This is a genomic window from Shouchella rhizosphaerae (genome assembly GCF_900142675.1).
Lineage (GTDB): Bacteria > Bacillota > Bacilli > Bacillales > Bacillaceae_D > Shouchella > Shouchella rhizosphaerae.
Genome location: NZ_FRBS01000001.1, coordinates 1,037,932 through 1,054,411, shown reverse-complemented (window position 1 = coordinate 1,054,411; position 16,480 = coordinate 1,037,932). Strand labels below are relative to the sequence as shown.

Here is a 16,480-nt window from a genome sequence, read left to right as displayed (position 1 = left end):
TCTCGCCTTTGTCTACAGTCTGAGGAGCTTGCCAAACGGCAAGCTCCTCTTTGTTCTATCAGGTGGTGAACAAGCATAGGCTAGACCATAAACCCGTCCAGTGCAGAAAGTGAGGGATAGCCGTGCGCGTATCAAACGTGACTGTCAGAAAGCGGCTGCTACTCGCCTTTTTCATCGGTGTAGCCGTGTTTGCGATCATTGCTGTCCGCTTAGGCTATGTCCAGTTCGGACAAGGCGTCTGGCTGACTGAACAGGCAGAAGATTCGTGGGGAAGAAACATTCCGTTTGAACCAAAACGAGGCGATATTACCGATCGAAACGGCGTGGAGTTAGCTACCAATATTAGCGCCCCGTCTGTCATTGTTTTTCCACGGCAAGTGACAGACCCGGTGGACGCAGCTGAAAAGTTGGCTGCTGTTTTGGAAATGGATCAACAAAAAGCATATGAATCGTTGACGAAGTCTGCTTCGAGCGTTTGGCTGCGTCCAGAGGGACAGAAATTATCGCAGGAAAAAGCGCAAGAAGTGCGGAGCCTCAACCTGCCTGGTGTTTACATTGCCGAAGATTCAAAACGCCATTACCCATTTGGCAGCTACCTCTCTCATGTCCTTGGATTTGCCGGCATTGACAACCAAGGTCTGACAGGGCTTGAGCATTATTATGACGGGAAGCTCAAAGGCGAAAAAGGCTATGTCTCCTTTTTTTCGACCGCTAAAGGAACGAAAATGCCCAACTTGGCTGACGAATATGAGCCTCCCATTAATGGCCTTAATTTAACGTTAACGATTGACAGCCGCATCCAAACGATTATGGAACGGGAGTTGGACCAGGCAGAAGCAAAGTATGAGCCAGATGGAGCGATGGCAATCGCTATGGACCCCAATACAGGAGAAGTGTTGGCGATGAGCAGTCGCCCTGACTTCAACCCGGAACATTACCGAGAAGTGCCGGCAGAAGTGTACAATCAAAACAAACCAGTTTGGATGCAGTATGAACCAGGTTCCACTTTCAAACTTATTACACTTGCCGCCGCGTTGGAAGAAGGTGTCGTCGATTTAGAAAACGATACCTTTCACGACCCTGGTTACATCAATGTCGCGGGAACAAAGCTTCGTTGCTGGAAAAAAGGCGGGCATGGGCACCAAACATTTTTAGAAGTCGTGCAAAATTCTTGCAACCCTGGGTTTGTCGAACTTGGCCAGCGCCTCGGAAAGGATCGTCTGTTCGATTACATTGAGGAATTTGGGTTCGGCCAAAAAACAGGCATTGATTTACAAGGAGAAGGAACAGGAATTTTGTTTAACCGCGACCGTGTCGGTCCTCTTGAGCAGGCAACAACCGCTTTTGGTCAAGGGGTGGCCGTAACGCCGCTCCAACAAGTAGTCGCTGTTTCGGCAGCTGTAAATGGTGGATATTTGTATGAGCCTTATTTAGCGAAAGAGTGGACGGATGGAGAAACAGGAGAGGTCGTTGAGTCGATTTCGCCTGTGATGAAACGGCAAGTGATTTCCGAAAAAACATCAGAGCAAGTCCGCTATGCAATGGAAAATGTAGTCGCCAAAGGCTCTGGTAAAAATGCGTTTATTGACGGCTATCGTGTTGGCGGCAAAACAGGAACAGCACAAAAAGCCAAAAACGGCAAGTACTTGGAAAACAACTACATCTTATCGTTTATTGGCGTCGCACCAATGGATGATCCGCAAATTGTCGTCTATGTCGCAATTGATAACCCTAAAAATACGATTCAATATGGTGGGGTAGTGGCGGCACCAATCGCAGGCGCGATTATCGGTGACAGCCTTGAAGCGATGGGAGTGGAAAAAAGGGATAACCAAATTGAAAAAGAATTGACGTGGGCTGATGAACCGTTGGTGGAAGTTCCAGATTTGATCGGTCTTTCAAAACGGGATATTTATGAGTCCCATTATGATCTTCGCCTTGATGCCTCGGGTGAAGGCAATACTGTGTTGCGCCAGTCTCCCCAACCGGGGACACGTGTTGCAAAAGATTCAACAATCCGTGTGTATATGGGTGACAAAATGAGCGGGAACGACTAAAATGGATACGTATGTTTTTATTCTGCTCATTCATCGTTTTCCAATACGGTGGACTGTCAAAACTTTGGAGGCATTAACATGGAATTGAATGAATTGCTTCGTGTGCTTCGGGGCATTACACCTTTAAAAAAAGAACACCAATCGATAGAGATTGCGCATTTAGAAATGGATTCGCGCTTAGTGAAACAAGGAACATTGTTTTTTTGCATTAATGGCTATACCGTTGATGGGCATGACTTTGCAAAGCAGGCTGTAGAAAAAGGGGCGGTCGCCGTTGTTGCTGAGCGCCCTCTTGCCCTTGACGTCCCTGTCGTGATTGTCCGTGATACAAAACGGGCAATGGCGCGGTTGGCGAGCCATTTTTATGGAGAACCAACGAAACGATTGCAGCTGATCGGCGTGACGGGCACGAATGGGAAAACATCGGTTACGCACATTTTGGATACGATGTTTCGGGAGGCAGGTCAGAAAACCGGCCTCATCGGCACGCTTTATACCAAAATTGGCGATGAAACAATTGAAACACGGAATACGACGCCTGAATCACTTGTGTTGCAGCAGCGGTTTGCCTCAATGGTAAACAAGCAAGTCGAGACAGCGGTAATGGAAGTATCTTCCCATGCCTTGCATTTAGGTCGTGTGCGCGGCTGTGATTATGATATTGCCGTGTTTACAAATTTAACCCCTGACCATATTGATTATCATGAGACAATGGAACGTTACCTTTATGCAAAAAGCTTATTATTTTCACAACTAGGAAATACATATGACGGCAAAACCGCTGTCATAAACAGCGATGATCCTGCCAGCGACCGGCTTATTCAAATGACAACGGCAGACGTTGTCACATATGGCATCAAAAAACAAGCGGACGTTTACGGGGAAAACATTAAAGTAAGCGCTGCGGGCACGCGGTTCACATTACATGTTTTTGGTGAAAAAACCGATGTTCAGCTCAAGCTGATTGGCTTGTTCAATGTCTACAACGCCCTTGCTGCTGCTGCCAGCGCTTATGTCTCAGGTTTGTCTCTCTCTACGATTAAGGCTAGTCTAGAAAAAGTCACAGGTGTAGCGGGGCGTTTTGAACCTGTTGATGAAGGGCAAGACTTTACCGTAATTGTTGACTATGCACACACGCCTGACAGCCTCGAAAATGTGTTGCAAACCGTCCAAGACTTTGCAGATAATGATATTCATGTAGTCGTAGGCTGCGGAGGAGATCGCGATGCGACGAAGCGTCCTGTTATGGGGCGAATTGCCGTGCAATATGCGGATCGAACGATATTCACGTCAGATAACCCTCGCACCGAAGACCCTGATGCGATTCTTGCCGATATTACGGAGGGGCTTGACCCCGACCAATACACCGTCATTGTTGACCGGAAAACGGCAATCGAGCAAGCGATTGCTGCGGCAAATACAGGAGACATTGTCGTGATTGCTGGCAAAGGGCATGAAACGTATCAGGAAATTGGCCGTCAACGGATTCATTTCGATGACCGAGAAGTGGCCCGTGATGCGCTGAAGGAGCGGATACAATGAAGATCGATGCAAGTTTGCTGAAATCCATTGCGAAAGGAAGCCGTTTGAAGGAAGATAGGCGCGGCTTTTCGGGCGTTTCGACGGACACGCGGCAGCGCATGGAAAATGGGCTGTTTGTGCCTTTAAAGGGAGAACGGTTTGATGGCCATCGCTTTATTGAACAAGCGATTGAAGCTGGGGCAACAGGTGCCCTTTGGAAAGAACAGGAGCCCGTGCCTGAGCAGTTGCCAGAGACGTTCCAGCTCTACTATGTGGAAGACACGTTGAAAGCATTGCAGGCTTTGGCGCAAGCGTACCGTGAAAAAGTGAATCCGTTTGTGATTGGCATTACGGGCTCAAACGGAAAAACGACGACAAAGGATATAGTTGCTAGTGTGCTAGCCGGAACGGCTGCTGTCCATAAAACGAAAGGGAATTTAAATAACCATATTGGCGTACCGCTCACATTGTTGGCCATGCCAGAAGACTGTACTTATGCGGTCGTTGAGATGGGGATGAACCATGCCGGTGAAATTTCGACGCTTACGCAAGTAGCGAAGCCAAATGCGGCGATTATAACAAGCATTGGCGATGCTCATATCGAGCATTTAGGTTCCCGTGAAGGGATTGCAGCTGCAAAAATGGAAATTGCCGATGGGCTCATAAAGGAAAGCTGGCTGTTATTCGACGGAGACGAACCATTGCTAAGTCCGTATAACGAACAAGCGGAAACGACAGTTGGCTTTTCGGATCAGGCGGCAACCAAAATAAGTGACGTCAAAACGCTAGAAAATGGCTATGTCTTTTATTTGAACGGCGCACGCTGGCAACTTACAATGCTAGGCAAGCATAATGTTAAAAATGCCGCTTACGCGATTTTGCTTGCGCAAAAGCTAGGTTTTAGCAATGCCATGATCCAAAAACAACTTTCTTCCTTGGCAATAACGGGTATGCGGCTAGAGAAGCTTAAAGGGCCAAACGGCTCGACCATTATTAATGACGCCTACAATGCCAATCCAACATCGATGAAAGCGGCAATTGAGACTGTGAAAGAGCTGCCCCATTATAAACGGCGCGTTCTTGTCTTAGGAGATATTTATGAGCTAGGCCAAGATGAAGAAGCTCTTCATAAAAGCGTGGCTACTGCCATTGAGCCGCCTATCACAGACGTTGTGACAGTCGGCAAAAAAGGCCGATGGATTTACGAGGCCCAACTTGACAAAAAGGACAGCCGCATTTCGCTTGTCCATGCTGATACGGTTGTGGAAGCAGCCGAAATTTTGAAACCTTACTATACGAAAGATACCGTTGTATTAATAAAAGCTTCACGCGGTTTGGCGCTTGAGGAAGTTTTACCGGCGGTCAAAGGAGGCAATTAATATGGAAGAATGGACGCTGTTGTTCGTTCTCATTCTCTCATTTGCGGCTGCTGTTATTATGTCACCGCTGTTTATTCCCTTTTTGCGGAAATTGAAGTTTGGCCAAAGCATCCGTGAAGAAGGGCCGAAATCCCATCAGAAGAAAAGCGGTACGCCAACAATGGGCGGCATTGTTATTGTCTTATCGATTTTCATCAGTGCCCTCGCGATCGGCATCGCCATCACCGGATTTACTCCGGAATTGTTGTTGTTGATGGTTGTGACGCTTGGTTATGGGATCGTCGGTTTCGTTGACGACTATTTAAAAGTGGTGCGCAAGCACAATCTCGGCTTGACCTCTAAGCAAAAGCTAGCAGGTCAGCTAGTCATTGCCGCTATTTTCTATATCGGATTGCTTGCGATCGGCTTTGATACATTTATTGCGATTCCAGGCACGACGTTTGGCTTTGATTTAGGCTGGCTCTACCTCATTTTGATTGTCTTAATGCTGCTCGGGGCGAGCAATGCCGTCAATTTAACTGATGGCCTTGACGGGCTCTTGGCTGGCACCGGCTCCATTGCTTTTGGCGCTTTTGCCATTCTTGCTTGGAGCGGAGGATTCATTGACACGGCTTTATTTTCGACGGCCATTACTGGAGCACTTCTAGGGTTTCTTGTCTTTAATGCCCATCCAGCAAAAGTTTTTATGGGGGATACAGGCTCCCTTGCTCTTGGCGGAGCGATTGCTGCGATCGCGATTCTAACAAAAATGGAATTGATGCTCATTATTGTGGGTGGCGTGTTTGTCATTGAAACGCTCTCGGTCATCATTCAAGTAGCATCGTTTAAATTAACAGGGAAACGCGTGTTCCGAATGAGCCCATTGCATCACCATTATGAGCTTGTCGGTTGGTCCGAATGGCGAGTAGTCGTGACATTTTGGCTTGTCGGGATGATCTTTGCCATTATGGGCGTTTACATTGGAGTGTGGCTGACATGAAGCAAGTAAAGGAATTGATCGGAAAGCGTGTTCTCGTTCTAGGAATGGCGAAAAGCGGCGTTGCTTCGGCATTGCTGCTTGCCCGTTTAGGAGCAGAGGTTGTCATTAACGACAGTAAAAGCCGTGCTGAACAACCACAGGCAGGCGAATTAGAGGCTGCGGGTATTCAAGTGGTGTGCGGTGGGCATCCACTCACCGTGCTTGATGGCTGCAGCTTGCTCGTGAAAAACCCTGGCATTCCTTATACAAATATAGTGGTGAAGGAAGCGGAAGCCCGTGGCATTCCGATTTGGACCGAAATCGAGCTCGCCTATTTGATTTCAGAAGCAGAAATGGTCGCCATTACTGGCTCAAATGGCAAAACAACGACGACGACATTGGTAAAAGAAATGCTTGAGCATAGTGGGCGCAAACCGCTTATTGCCGGGAATATTGGCACAGTAGCCTCGGAGGTAGCTCAAAAGGCAAAAGCTGAACATGTGATCGTGCTGGAAGTTTCTAGTTTTCAATTAATGGGCACAAACGCATTTCAGCCAAAGGTAGCTGTTTGGCTGAATATCTTTGACGCCCATTTAGACTACCACGGCACCCGTGAAGACTACATAGCGGCCAAGGCGAGAATTGCTGCCAACATGGGCCCTGCTGATTATCTTGTGTACAATGCGGATGATCCAACAGTCGTTCAGGCCATTGCTCGTATAGGCGCTACCCTTGTCCCGTTTTCGCGCATCAATGTCGTGGAAGACGGCGCTTATGTGAAAGACGGCACGATCTTTTTTAAAGATGAACCGATCCTTGCATTGGCTGATGCCGTCCTACCAGGGGCCCATAACGTCGAAAACATGTTAGCCGCTACTGCGGCGGCTCGCTTAGCAGGAGCGACAGTAGAACAAATCAGGCATGTGCTCAGTCATTTCCCTGGAGTGAAACATCGGCTTCAATATGTGGGGAGTTGGGAAGGCCGGCAGTTTTACAATGATTCAAAGGCAACAAATATATTAGCTACAAAAGCAGCGCTATCGGGATTTGCAAAGCCGGTTGTTCTCATTGCCGGCGGGCTTGACCGCGGCAACGATTTTGACGAGCTGTTGGCGAGTCTAAAATACGTCAAGGCTGTCGTTGCATACGGTGAAACAAAAAGCAAACTGTTGGCATTGGCAGCTAAAGCAAATGTCCAAGCGGTTACGGCTGAACGGGTCCAAGACGCCACGGAGAAAGCAGTGGCGCTGTCACAACCTGGTGACGTTGTCCTTTTGTCGCCAGCTTGTGCTAGCTGGGACCAATACCGCTCTTTTGAAGAGCGAGGCGATGAATTTCTTGATTACGTAAATACGATCATCAAACCATCGTAAAGGCGGCGAATAGCCTGGAAAAAGCACCGAACGCAAATGTATGCGCATCTGCATGAAATCGCTCCGTCTGAAGTCTGCTGGAAACAGCAGGCTTTTCTTTTACAATGCGAATGGACATGTTTGCCGCTTCGGCTTCATATAGTAGTGTTAGAAGTCGCATGAAGCCGAGGTGTGTGATGGGAAAACAGAAATCAGCCCCCGATTTAACTCTACTTGCTGTAACGATTGCGCTTTTAGTCATTGGCTTAATCATGGTTTATAGTGCCAGTGCGGCTTGGGCCTCTTACCGTTTCAGCGATTCTTTTTTCTTTGCAAAACGACAATTGTTTTTTGGCGGAACAGGTGTTTTGCTCATGTTTGTGATGATGCGGTTAGACTATTGGGTATGGCGCACTTACAGCAAAATCCTTTTGATTGTCTGTTTTGCTTTGCTCGTCATTGTGCTTATCCCTGGGGTCGGCCTTGTCCGCGGTGGTGCCCAAAGCTGGCTTGGCGTTGGCGCCTTTTCAATCCAACCATCAGAGTTTATGAAAATGGCGATGATTATTTTCCTAGCAAAGTTTCTAGCCGATCATCAAAAATGGATTGTGACGATAAAGAAAGGGTTGGTTCCTTCCCTTGGCCTTGTTTTGTTGGCCTTTGCCCTTATTATGATGCAACCTGACCTTGGCACAGGTGCCGTCATGGTTGGAACTTGTACAGTAATGGTTTTCACTGCGGGTGCGCGGATCAAGCATTTTGTCGCCCTTGGCTTAATCGGTGTGTTCGGATTTGTGGCGCTCATTGCCAGCGCTCCTTACCGAATCCAGCGCATCACGTCTTTTATGGACCCGTGGAGTGACCCACTCGGCAGTGGCTTTCAAATTATCCAATCGTTGCTGGCTATCGGTCCTGGAGGCTTGCTCGGCATGGGCCTTGGTGAAAGCAGGCAAAAGTATTTTTACTTGCCAGAGCCACAAACAGACTTTATCTTTGCGATATTGGCCGAAGAAATGGGGTTTTTAGGCGGAGTGACAGTGCTGTTGTTATTTGCGATCCTTTATTGGCGTGGCATCCGCATTGCGCTAGGGGCCCCAGACTTGTTCGGTAGCTTTTTAGCGATCGGCATCATTACGATGATTGCCATTCAAGTAATGATTAATATTGGTGTGGTGACAGGGCTCATGCCAGTCACTGGCATCACCCTTCCGCTTTTAAGCTATGGAGGGTCTTCGTTAACGCTTATGCTAGTTTCCATCGGTGTGTTGTTAAACATTAGCCGGCATGCTAGATAATGATCAGACAGAGAGCGAAAAATGATCGCTCTCTGTTTGTTGTTTTGTAGTGGCAAACAGGAAAACATGCTAAAATGGAGAAATAAGCAATGAAAACATCGTTTCATCTACGTTCATGAGAATATGGAAACGAGCCGTGGAAAATGATGCCTGTGACTTGTTCGCATTTCGAGCAGTTTGGAGGAGCATAAGTGAGTCAAGATAAAAAAGTGGTATCGGTCAATGAGCGGATTCCAACATTGCAGGAAAAACGGAAGCAAAAAGCAAATCGGCGGATTCTCGCATTTGTTTTGTTGTTCTTTCTATTGATTGTCGTTTTGGTTTATTTCCAAAGCCCCCTTAGCGGTGTGAAAACCATACATATAGACGGCAACCAACTCGTTGCTGAGGAGACGATCTTAAAAGCAAGCGGCCTAGAAGAGGGCATGAATATTTGGCATTTGTCAGAAGGGGAGCGTGAAAAAGCGATAACGTCATTGAAAGAAATCGAAAGTGCCAAAATTGAACGGGAGCTTCCTGTGTCCGTGCGCATTACTGTAAGCGAGTATCCACGCGTTGGTTATGTTGCTGACGGGGATACGTATTTGCCTCTATTGCAAAACGGAGAAACACTTGACCCTATACCGAATGGACAGCTTGTCGGCGATGCGCCAGTTTTAGTCGGCTTCAACGATGATGATGACGTTTTAGCACAGCTTGGGGAAGAGCTTGTTCAAACGGCACCTGAAATTGTCGGTCGGATTTCTGAGATTTTGTTTACGCCAACAAGCACACAGCCTTCTGAATTAACGCTGTATATGACGGATGGCAATGAAGTCAAAACAAATGTCGAGTCCTTTGCTCAATCGATGCAGCCTTACCCGCAAGTAGCCGCTCAACTTGACCCTGAAAAACAAGGCGTTCTTTATATGAAAATGAGCCCATATTTCAAAGAAACAGAACATGACAGCCAATAGGCATTTTGATTCAATTTTTGACATCAACATGTAACGCAAGCGCAATGCGATGGCGGTTCAAAGCCGTCATGAACTGGTTTGCAAAGGGATGGTTTGGATAAAAAGTAGGACCTAGGAGCCAAGGTGGAGAAGGTTTTGGCTTTTCACCTTCTCCATCTTGGTGTAGACTAAATAGAAAGAGTCTTGCCAGGCTTACTTTTATACATAAGAAACTGCGAGATTTAAAGGATTCCATAAATGCATGTTGAATACTTTACGTACTGGAAAAAAGAACCGAATTTAAAGAGGAGACACCATGACTTTGCAGATGGGGAGGTGCCGTGGTGAGCAGTGACACTTATGTTAGTTTAGATATTGGAACATCCTCTGTACGGGTCATTGTGGCCGAAGTTGCCAATGGCTCAATCAATATTTTAGGGGTTGGTAATGTTCCATCCGAAGGAATTAAGAAAGGCACGATTGTTGATATAGATGAAACGGTGAAATCAATTGAACGTGCTGTAGACCAAGCTGAACGCATGGTCGGCATTACGATTAAGCACGTTGTCGTCGGCGTTAACGGCAGCCATGTAGAGCTATTGCCGTGCCACGGGGTTGTTGCTGTTTCTTCAAGCGATCGGGAAATTGGCGTGGAGGATGTCCGCCGAGTCATGGATGCGGCACAAGTAGTATCCATCCCGCCAGAACGGGAAATTATCGATGTGATCCCAAAACAATTTATCGTTGATGGCCTTGATGAAATTACAGATCCAAAAGGAATGATTGGCGTCCGTTTGGAAATGGAAGGGATGATGATTACAGGTGCCAAAACCGTTCTCCATAATTTGTTGCGTTGCGTGGAACGGGCAGGCTTGGAAGTGGCTGAAATTTGCTTGAATGGGCTGGCAACAGGTACTGTTGCGGTTTCAAAAGATGAAAAAAGCCTCGGCGTTTGTGTCATCGACATTGGCGGCGGCTCCACAACGATTTCTGTCTTTGAGCAAGGCACGCTGGCGGCTACTTCTGTTTTGCCTATTGGCGGTGACCATATTACAAACGATTTGGCTGTCGGTTTGCGCTTGACGACAGAGGAAGCAGAGCGCATTAAATGCAAATACGGCCATGCGTTTATCGAGGAAGCATCCTCCGATGAGCAATTTGCGATCCAAACGGTAGGTTCTAATGAAAAAGAAATGCTTACACAGCTTGATCTTGCTCATATTATCGAGCCACGGGTCGAGGAAATTTTAGAACTGTCGGCAAAAGAGCTCGTCCGCTTAGGGTTTAGGCATTTTCCGAGCGGTTTCGTACTGACTGGCGGGACAGTGATGCTCCCTGGCGTGCTTGAGCTGACAAAGGACATGCTCCAAGGCAATGTCCGTGTGGCCATCCCGAACTACATCGGCGTTCGGGAACCGAAATATACGGTCAGCATCGGTTTAATTCAGTTTGCCCATAAAAATGGACGCGTTCAAGGGAAGGAAGTTGCTGCGGCATTCTCGCAGGCATCAGAGGCTGAAACAGCAGACTCTAGTGAAAACCACCAACCACTTCGGACGACTGAGCGTGAACCGAAACGCCAGGAAGCAAAAAGAGAATCAAAAATGAAAAGTTGGTTTAAAACATTCTTTGAATAAGAAAAAGCTGTCAGCCAGTCTGGTTAGGGGGAAATAACATGTTTGATTTTGAAATGGATATGGAACAATTAGCGCAAATAAAAGTGATTGGCGTTGGTGGCGGCGGTTCAAACGCAGTCAATCGCATGATTGAAAATGGCCTGCAAGGTGTCGATTTTATTGCAGTCAATACAGATGCACAAGCACTCCATTTATCAAAAGCGGAAAAGAAGTTGCAACTTGGCGGCAAACTTACTCGCGGCCTTGGCGCTGGCGCCAACCCGGAAATAGGCAAGAAAGCGGCAGAGGAAAGCAGAGAACAGCTGGAAGAAGTGCTTTCAGGTTCTGATATGGTCTTTATTACTGCTGGAATGGGAGGAGGAACAGGCACCGGAGCAGCTCCTGTTATTGCTGAAGTGGCAAAAGAGCTTGGGGCATTGACAGTCGGTGTTGTGACACGTCCATTCTCTTTTGAAGGCCGTAAGCGGCAAAACCAAGCGATCTCTGGCATTGCAGCGTTAAAAGAAAAAGTGGACACATTGATCGTGATTCCAAATGACCGTTTATTGGAAATGGTTGATAAAAATACGCCGATGCTTGAAGCGTTCCGCGAGGCGGATAACGTGTTGCGCCAAGGAGTTCAAGGCATTTCCGATTTAATTGCCACACCTGGGTTGATCAACCTTGACTTCGCAGACGTCAAAACAGTCATGAGTGAAAAGGGTTCCGCTTTGATGGGCATTGGCGTCGCTACAGGTGAAAACCGTGCGGCCGAGGCAGCCAAAAAAGCGATCTCCAGCCCGCTGTTGGAAACGTCTGTCGATGGGGCACAAGGAGTGCTCATGAATATTACAGGCGGCACGAATTTAAGTTTATATGAAGTCCATGAAGCGGCTGAAATCGTTTCTGAGGCTTGTGACGCAGAAGTGAATATGATATTTGGGTCGATCATCAATGAAAATTTGAAAGATGAAATTGTTGTTACCGTCATTGCAACAGGGTTTGAAGAAACGGCAGAAGCAAAACAACCACAAAGCCGTACGATGCAACAACAACATGCGAGGCCGCAACCGAAAGAAGAGCCAAAACGTACGGAAAGCCGCCAGCAGGCGAGGCAAAAAGAAGAACAGCCAGATACACTCGATATTCCTACATTTTTGCGCAATCGCCGCAACCGCTAATCGCGAAGAAGCGGTTGCTCGTCAAACCAAATCGTCTATTTGCTCCTAGTGTCTTTGACACTGAGACTGATAGATAACTGTAAGAAAACCGCTGCTTTCGCAGCGGTTTTTTTTGCGGTTATTTCCGAGCGACCGAGAATGGGACAGCGTTTGCCAAAACTTATCAAAATAACATCCTTGCTTGCGCCATAAAGTGACAGACTTTCTTATGAAGATCTACTATACTAAATTCTATCACTGTGAGGGAGCAAGCCAATGACCGTTTACCTCGATTTGATCTGGTTGTTAAATGCAGGGATTGACTACTTGCTGCTTGCGGCTACTGCCCTTTTGTTAAAAAGGCGTTTTAGACAATGGCGCCTTGTCTTGGCGGCTTTGTTTGCATCGTTGATTGTCTTTTTAATGTTCACCCCTGCTGCGCCATTGTTTTTGAATCCTGTTATTAAACTTATTTATTCGGGGCTAATCGTATTCATTGCATTTGGCTACAAACGTTTTTCTTTCTTTCTGCAAAATCTGGCAAGTTTTTATTTTGTCACCTTTGTGACCGGAGGCGGCTTGTTTGCTATGCATTATTTCTTCGAAACCAATGTCGACGTGCTGGCGTTTTTGCCAGGTCATGGAGTAGGCGGAAGCATGGTCAGTTGGGCATTTGTGCTTATTGGTTTTCCACTCGCACTCTATTTTTGCAAACAACAATTTGGGGCAGTGAAAAGCAAACAGTTTCATGCGAGCCAGCTGGCAGAAGTGGAGTTTTGGATTGAAGGGATATCCTTTTCCGCCCCAGGATTAATTGATACGGGCAACCGTTTAAGAGATCCGTTAACGAAAATGCCCGTCATGGTTGCTGAGGCGGCACTGCTTTACAGTGCTTTTGGCAAACAGCAAGTCGACGCACTTCTTGAGTTGGAAGCTGAAAATGAACCGTCACCGCTCATGAAACGGGTGCGGCTGATTCCTTACCGTGCCGTTGGGCAAGGAAGTTCTTATATGGCCGCTTTAAAACCTGATCGTGTGAAAATCCGTTACCAAAATGAGGCGTATGAAACGAATCATGTCTTGATTGGATTATCCCGTGAGACGCTATCTCCAGAACAGCATTATCGTTGTATTGTTCACCCCCAAATCATGCACGAATATGCAAGCTAAATAGCAAAAGGAGGAACGTTTAATGATTAAGTTGAAACTGCAGTTGTTTTGGTACCGGCTTCTAAACAAGTTAGGGTTAAAAGCGGATGAAATTTATTACATAGGCGGAAGCGAGGCATTGCCGCCGCCGTTGTCGAAAGAAGAAGAGGCTGAACTATTGGGCAAGCTCCCAAGTGGAGACAAAGCGGTCCGTTCTGTGCTCATTGAACGGAATTTACGCTTAGTTGTCTACATTGCCCGCAAGTTTGAGAACACAGGCATCAATATTGAGGATTTGATTAGCATCGGCACAATTGGCTTAATCAAAGCGGTCAACACCTTTAATCCTGAAAAGAAAATTAAGCTCGCTACGTATGCCTCCCGCTGCATCGAGAATGAAATTTTAATGTACTTGCGGCGAAACAACAAAACACGTTCTGAAGTATCGTTTGATGAACCGCTCAATATTGATTGGGATGGCAATGAGCTGCTCTTGTCCGATGTGCTTGGTACAGAAGAAGACATTATTACGAGAGGGATTGAAGAACGCGTCGACCGCCGCTTGCTTGTCAAGGCGCTCCATACGTTATCGGAGCGGGAGAAACAAATTATGGAACTGCGTTTTGGCTTAGCTGGAGAAGAAGAAAAAACCCAAAAAGATGTCGCCGATATGCTAGGGATCTCCCAATCGTACATTTCCCGTTTAGAAAAGCGCATCATTAAACGGCTGCAAAAAGAATTTAGCAAAATGGTGTAAGACAGAGGACTCCCAAAATGGGGTTCCTCCTTTTTTATTTCACAAAAAATTTTTTCCAAGCTTCAACAGCGTCGTGTCAAAGGCCCATTCTTTCTAACTCATGTGAGCGGGTTTTTTGCCGTGCATATTTTTTTTGCCCAGGGAGATACTTTTTTTGACATCATCTTCCGTTTAGGGGGTAAGGAATGTGACTCGAAATAAAGTGGAAATCTGCGGCGTTGACACGTCGACGTTGCCAGTTTTAAAGAACGCTGAAATGCGGGAGTTGTTTACGAAGTTGCAAGCTGGCTATGAGCCAGCGAGAGAAACGCTCGTAAACGGGAATTTGCGCTTAGTGTTAAGTGTCATTCAGCGATTTAATAACCGTGGCGAGAACGTAGATGATTTGTTTCAAGTCGGCTGCATAGGATTAATGAAATCAATCGACAACTTCGATTTAAGCCAAAACGTCAAGTTTTCAACGTATGCGGTCCCAATGATTATTGGGGAAATTAGACGGTATTTACGGGACAATAATCCAATTCGGGTTTCACGCTCTCTTCGGGATATTGCCTATAAAGCGCTGCAAGTGCGTGACCAAATGATGGCGGAAAAAAAACGGGAGAAAGAACCGACCGTCCAAGAAATTGCTGCAGTACTAGAGGTGCCAAAAGAAGATGTTGTCTTTGCTCTAGATGCGATTCAAGATCCTGTCTCCTTGTTTGAGCCGATTTATAATGATGGCGGCGATCCAATCTTTGTGATGGACCAAATTAGTGATGAACGAAATAAAGATATAAACTGGGTAGAAGAAATTGCTTTAAAAGAGGCGATGGTCCGCTTAAATGACCGCGAAAAAACGATTTTGAACATGCGTTTCTTTCAAGGAAAAACGCAAATGGAAGTAGCCGAGGAGATCGGCATCTCACAAGCGCAAGTGTCTAGGCTAGAAAAAGGCGCGATCCAACAAATGAATAAACATATCGAATCATGAAGGCTAAAATCGATTTCGATTTTAGCCTTTTTTGTTTGGAGTTGCTGCTAGACTCTACTTTTTTTCATGCCAGGCTGTAAGCGCGCATACGTTTTATAAATGGATAACAGGAGGGAAAAGGAATATGCAAAAAATTTCGGAGCTATCGCAAAAAGATATTGTCAATATGGAAAATGGCAAACGCCTAGGCCATTTAAATGATTTGGACATCAACTTGGAATCAGGAAAAATTGAAGCGATTGTCATTGCTGGCACTGGGAAAGTCATGCAGCTACTAGGGCAACGGGATGCAGCAGAATTGGTGATTCCGTGGAAAAACATTGTTAAAATTGGTTCTGACGTGATTTTAGTTGAAGTGCCTGAACGTTATCAGCCAAAAAGGGTCGCTAGCCCGATGGAGGAGGCAAGGAAGAAAGGATAAGTTTTGTTTCTTGTATGGCATGCCTTGTGATAAACTAAGACCATAAAGGAATTGCAACTAGTCGGGGGGATTCCATTTAATGGTTGAAGAAAAATGGGAAAAGCGGAGTGAGCGCGTGCTGGCGGCAACCGTTTTTTCAAACGTTATGCCGGGCATGTTTGCTGGATTTACAACACGGCACGGAGGCGTAAGCAAACATCCTTATGCCACGTTGAATATGGGCTTTCATGTGGGCGACGACCAAAACGATGTACAAAGAAACCGCAATCTTGTGGCAGCAGATATAGGGTTTCCCCTAACAAAATGGATTGGTTCAGAGCAAGTCCACCAAGCAGAGATAGCGGAAGTGACGGCGGCAGATGCTGGCAGGGGCGCTGATTGCCTAGAAACAGCGCTTCCTGGTTTAGATGGCATTTACACGCAAGAACAGGGGTTGTTGTTGACAAGCCTGTATGCGGACTGTGTCCCCCTATACTTTGCAGCAAAGTCGGCCGGTCTAATTGGTCTTTGCCATGCTGGCTGGAAAGGGAGCGTTGCCAAAATTGGCCCGAAACTGCTAGGCATCTGGAAAGAAAAGCATTGCGTTTCCGCAAGCGATGTCCATGTGTTAATAGGCCCCAGTATTTGTGCTTCCCGTTACGAGGTTGATGAAGTGGTTGCTTCCAAAGTAAAGGATGCCCTCGGCGGCGAAGCGGCTGGTGTGCTGACGCCAACCAAGCCTGGACATAGCCTGCTTGATTTGCCGATGTTGAATAAGCAGCTCCTAGTCGCTGCAGGTGTTAATCCATCTCATATACATACTTCAAACGTATGCACGTACGAAAGCGATGCGTTTTTCTCCCACCGCAAAGAAAAGGGGCAGACGGGCAGAATGATGAGCGCAATCGGGTTACAAAAAGGGTGAAAA

The 16,480-nt window shown here is 46.6% G+C and carries 14 protein-coding genes; all 14 read left to right on the top strand.

From position 1 onward, the window contains the following. Positions 1-122 precede the first annotated feature (122 nt). The 14 genes from BUC05_RS05400 to pgeF all read left to right on the top strand — a co-directional run bounded on the left by BUC05_RS05400 (position 123) and on the right by pgeF (position 16,477). Complete coding sequence (locus BUC05_RS05400) at positions 123-2,057, top strand: stage V sporulation protein D (protein WP_011247204.1); 1,935 nt, start codon at positions 123-125, stop codon at positions 2,055-2,057. 78 nt (positions 2,058-2,135) lie between these two features. Then, positions 2,136-3,599, top strand: coding sequence for a UDP-N-acetylmuramoyl-L-alanyl-D-glutamate--2,6-diaminopimelate ligase (locus BUC05_RS05395; RefSeq protein ID WP_035201560.1), 1,464 nt, complete (start codon positions 2,136-2,138; stop codon positions 3,597-3,599). Then, on the top strand, positions 3,596-4,957 hold the full coding sequence (locus BUC05_RS05390) for a UDP-N-acetylmuramoyl-tripeptide--D-alanyl-D-alanine ligase (RefSeq protein ID WP_073304240.1): 1,362 nt from the start codon (positions 3,596-3,598) through the stop codon (positions 4,955-4,957). The genes BUC05_RS05395 and BUC05_RS05390 overlap by 4 nt, the downstream gene beginning before the upstream one ends. Position 4,958: 1 nt before the next feature. After that, positions 4,959-5,936, top strand: coding sequence for a phospho-N-acetylmuramoyl-pentapeptide-transferase (mraY, locus tag BUC05_RS05385; protein ID WP_011247201.1), 978 nt, complete (start codon positions 4,959-4,961; stop codon positions 5,934-5,936). Beyond that, the gene (murD, locus tag BUC05_RS05380; protein WP_073304237.1) at positions 5,933-7,288 is read left to right on the top strand and encodes a UDP-N-acetylmuramoyl-L-alanine--D-glutamate ligase; all 1,356 of its coding nucleotides are present in this window, start codon (positions 5,933-5,935) and stop codon (positions 7,286-7,288) included. The genes mraY and murD overlap by 4 nt, the downstream gene beginning before the upstream one ends. 176 nt (positions 7,289-7,464) lie before the next feature. Beyond that, on the top strand, positions 7,465-8,562 hold the full coding sequence (gene spoVE, locus BUC05_RS05375) for a stage V sporulation protein E (RefSeq protein WP_011247199.1): 1,098 nt from the start codon (positions 7,465-7,467) through the stop codon (positions 8,560-8,562). 191 nt (positions 8,563-8,753) lie between these two features. Beyond that, positions 8,754-9,518 carry a cell division protein FtsQ/DivIB gene (locus tag BUC05_RS05370; RefSeq protein WP_011247198.1) on the top strand — a complete coding sequence of 255 codons (765 nt, stop codon included), beginning with the start codon at positions 8,754-8,756 and terminating at the stop codon, positions 9,516-9,518. A gap of 320 nt (positions 9,519-9,838) precedes the next feature. Continuing rightward, positions 9,839-11,134, top strand: coding sequence for a cell division protein FtsA (gene ftsA / locus BUC05_RS05365; RefSeq protein WP_073304235.1), 1,296 nt, complete (start codon positions 9,839-9,841; stop codon positions 11,132-11,134). Positions 11,135-11,172: 38 nt separating this feature from the next. Next, entirely contained in the window at positions 11,173-12,294 is a 1,122-nt protein-coding gene (gene ftsZ, locus BUC05_RS05360; protein ID WP_073304233.1) for a cell division protein FtsZ, read from the top strand. Between the two features lie 255 nt (positions 12,295-12,549). Beyond that, positions 12,550-13,443 (top strand): sigma-E processing peptidase SpoIIGA, encoded by an 894-nt coding sequence (gene spoIIGA / locus BUC05_RS05355; RefSeq protein WP_073304231.1) that lies wholly within the window; start codon positions 12,550-12,552, stop codon positions 13,441-13,443. A 22-nt stretch (positions 13,444-13,465) separates the two neighbouring features. Beyond that, positions 13,466-14,179 carry an RNA polymerase sporulation sigma factor SigE gene (gene sigE, locus BUC05_RS05350; RefSeq protein ID WP_011247194.1) on the top strand — a complete coding sequence of 238 codons (714 nt, stop codon included), beginning with the start codon at positions 13,466-13,468 and terminating at the stop codon, positions 14,177-14,179. 187 nt (positions 14,180-14,366) lie between these two features. Next, complete coding sequence (gene sigG / locus BUC05_RS05345) at positions 14,367-15,152, top strand: RNA polymerase sporulation sigma factor SigG (protein WP_011247193.1); 786 nt, start codon at positions 14,367-14,369, stop codon at positions 15,150-15,152. A 124-nt stretch (positions 15,153-15,276) separates the two neighbouring features. Beyond that, a complete protein-coding gene (locus tag BUC05_RS05340) occupies positions 15,277-15,573 on the top strand; it encodes a YlmC/YmxH family sporulation protein (protein WP_011247192.1) in 297 nt (98 codons plus the stop codon). Between the two features lie 79 nt (positions 15,574-15,652). Beyond that, the gene (gene pgeF / locus BUC05_RS05335) at positions 15,653-16,477 is read left to right on the top strand and encodes a peptidoglycan editing factor PgeF (protein WP_073304228.1); all 825 of its coding nucleotides are present in this window, start codon (positions 15,653-15,655) and stop codon (positions 16,475-16,477) included. Positions 16,478-16,480: the final 3 nt, after the last annotated feature.

What these genes read in the sequence shown, in the direction of transcription:
- BUC05_RS05395 (WP_035201560.1), top strand. Translation starts at nt 2,136, where the DNA reads ATGGAATTGAATGAATTGCTTCGTGTGCTTCGGGGCATTACACCTTTA.
- BUC05_RS05390 (WP_073304240.1), top strand. Translation starts at nt 3,596, where the DNA reads ATGAAGATCGATGCAAGTTTGCTGAAATCCATTGCGAAAGGAAGCCGT.
- mraY (WP_011247201.1), top strand. Translation starts at nt 4,959, where the DNA reads ATGGAAGAATGGACGCTGTTGTTCGTTCTCATTCTCTCATTTGCGGCT.
- murD (WP_073304237.1), top strand. Translation starts at nt 5,933, where the DNA reads ATGAAGCAAGTAAAGGAATTGATCGGAAAGCGTGTTCTCGTTCTAGGA.
- spoVE (WP_011247199.1), top strand. Translation starts at nt 7,465, where the DNA reads ATGGGAAAACAGAAATCAGCCCCCGATTTAACTCTACTTGCTGTAACG.
- ftsZ (WP_073304233.1), top strand. Translation starts at nt 11,173, where the DNA reads ATGTTTGATTTTGAAATGGATATGGAACAATTAGCGCAAATAAAAGTG.
- spoIIGA (WP_073304231.1), top strand. Translation starts at nt 12,550, where the DNA reads ATGACCGTTTACCTCGATTTGATCTGGTTGTTAAATGCAGGGATTGAC.
- sigE (WP_011247194.1), top strand. Translation starts at nt 13,466, where the DNA reads ATGATTAAGTTGAAACTGCAGTTGTTTTGGTACCGGCTTCTAAACAAG.
- BUC05_RS05340 (WP_011247192.1), top strand. Translation starts at nt 15,277, where the DNA reads ATGCAAAAAATTTCGGAGCTATCGCAAAAAGATATTGTCAATATGGAA.
- pgeF (WP_073304228.1), top strand. Translation starts at nt 15,653, where the DNA reads ATGGTTGAAGAAAAATGGGAAAAGCGGAGTGAGCGCGTGCTGGCGGCA.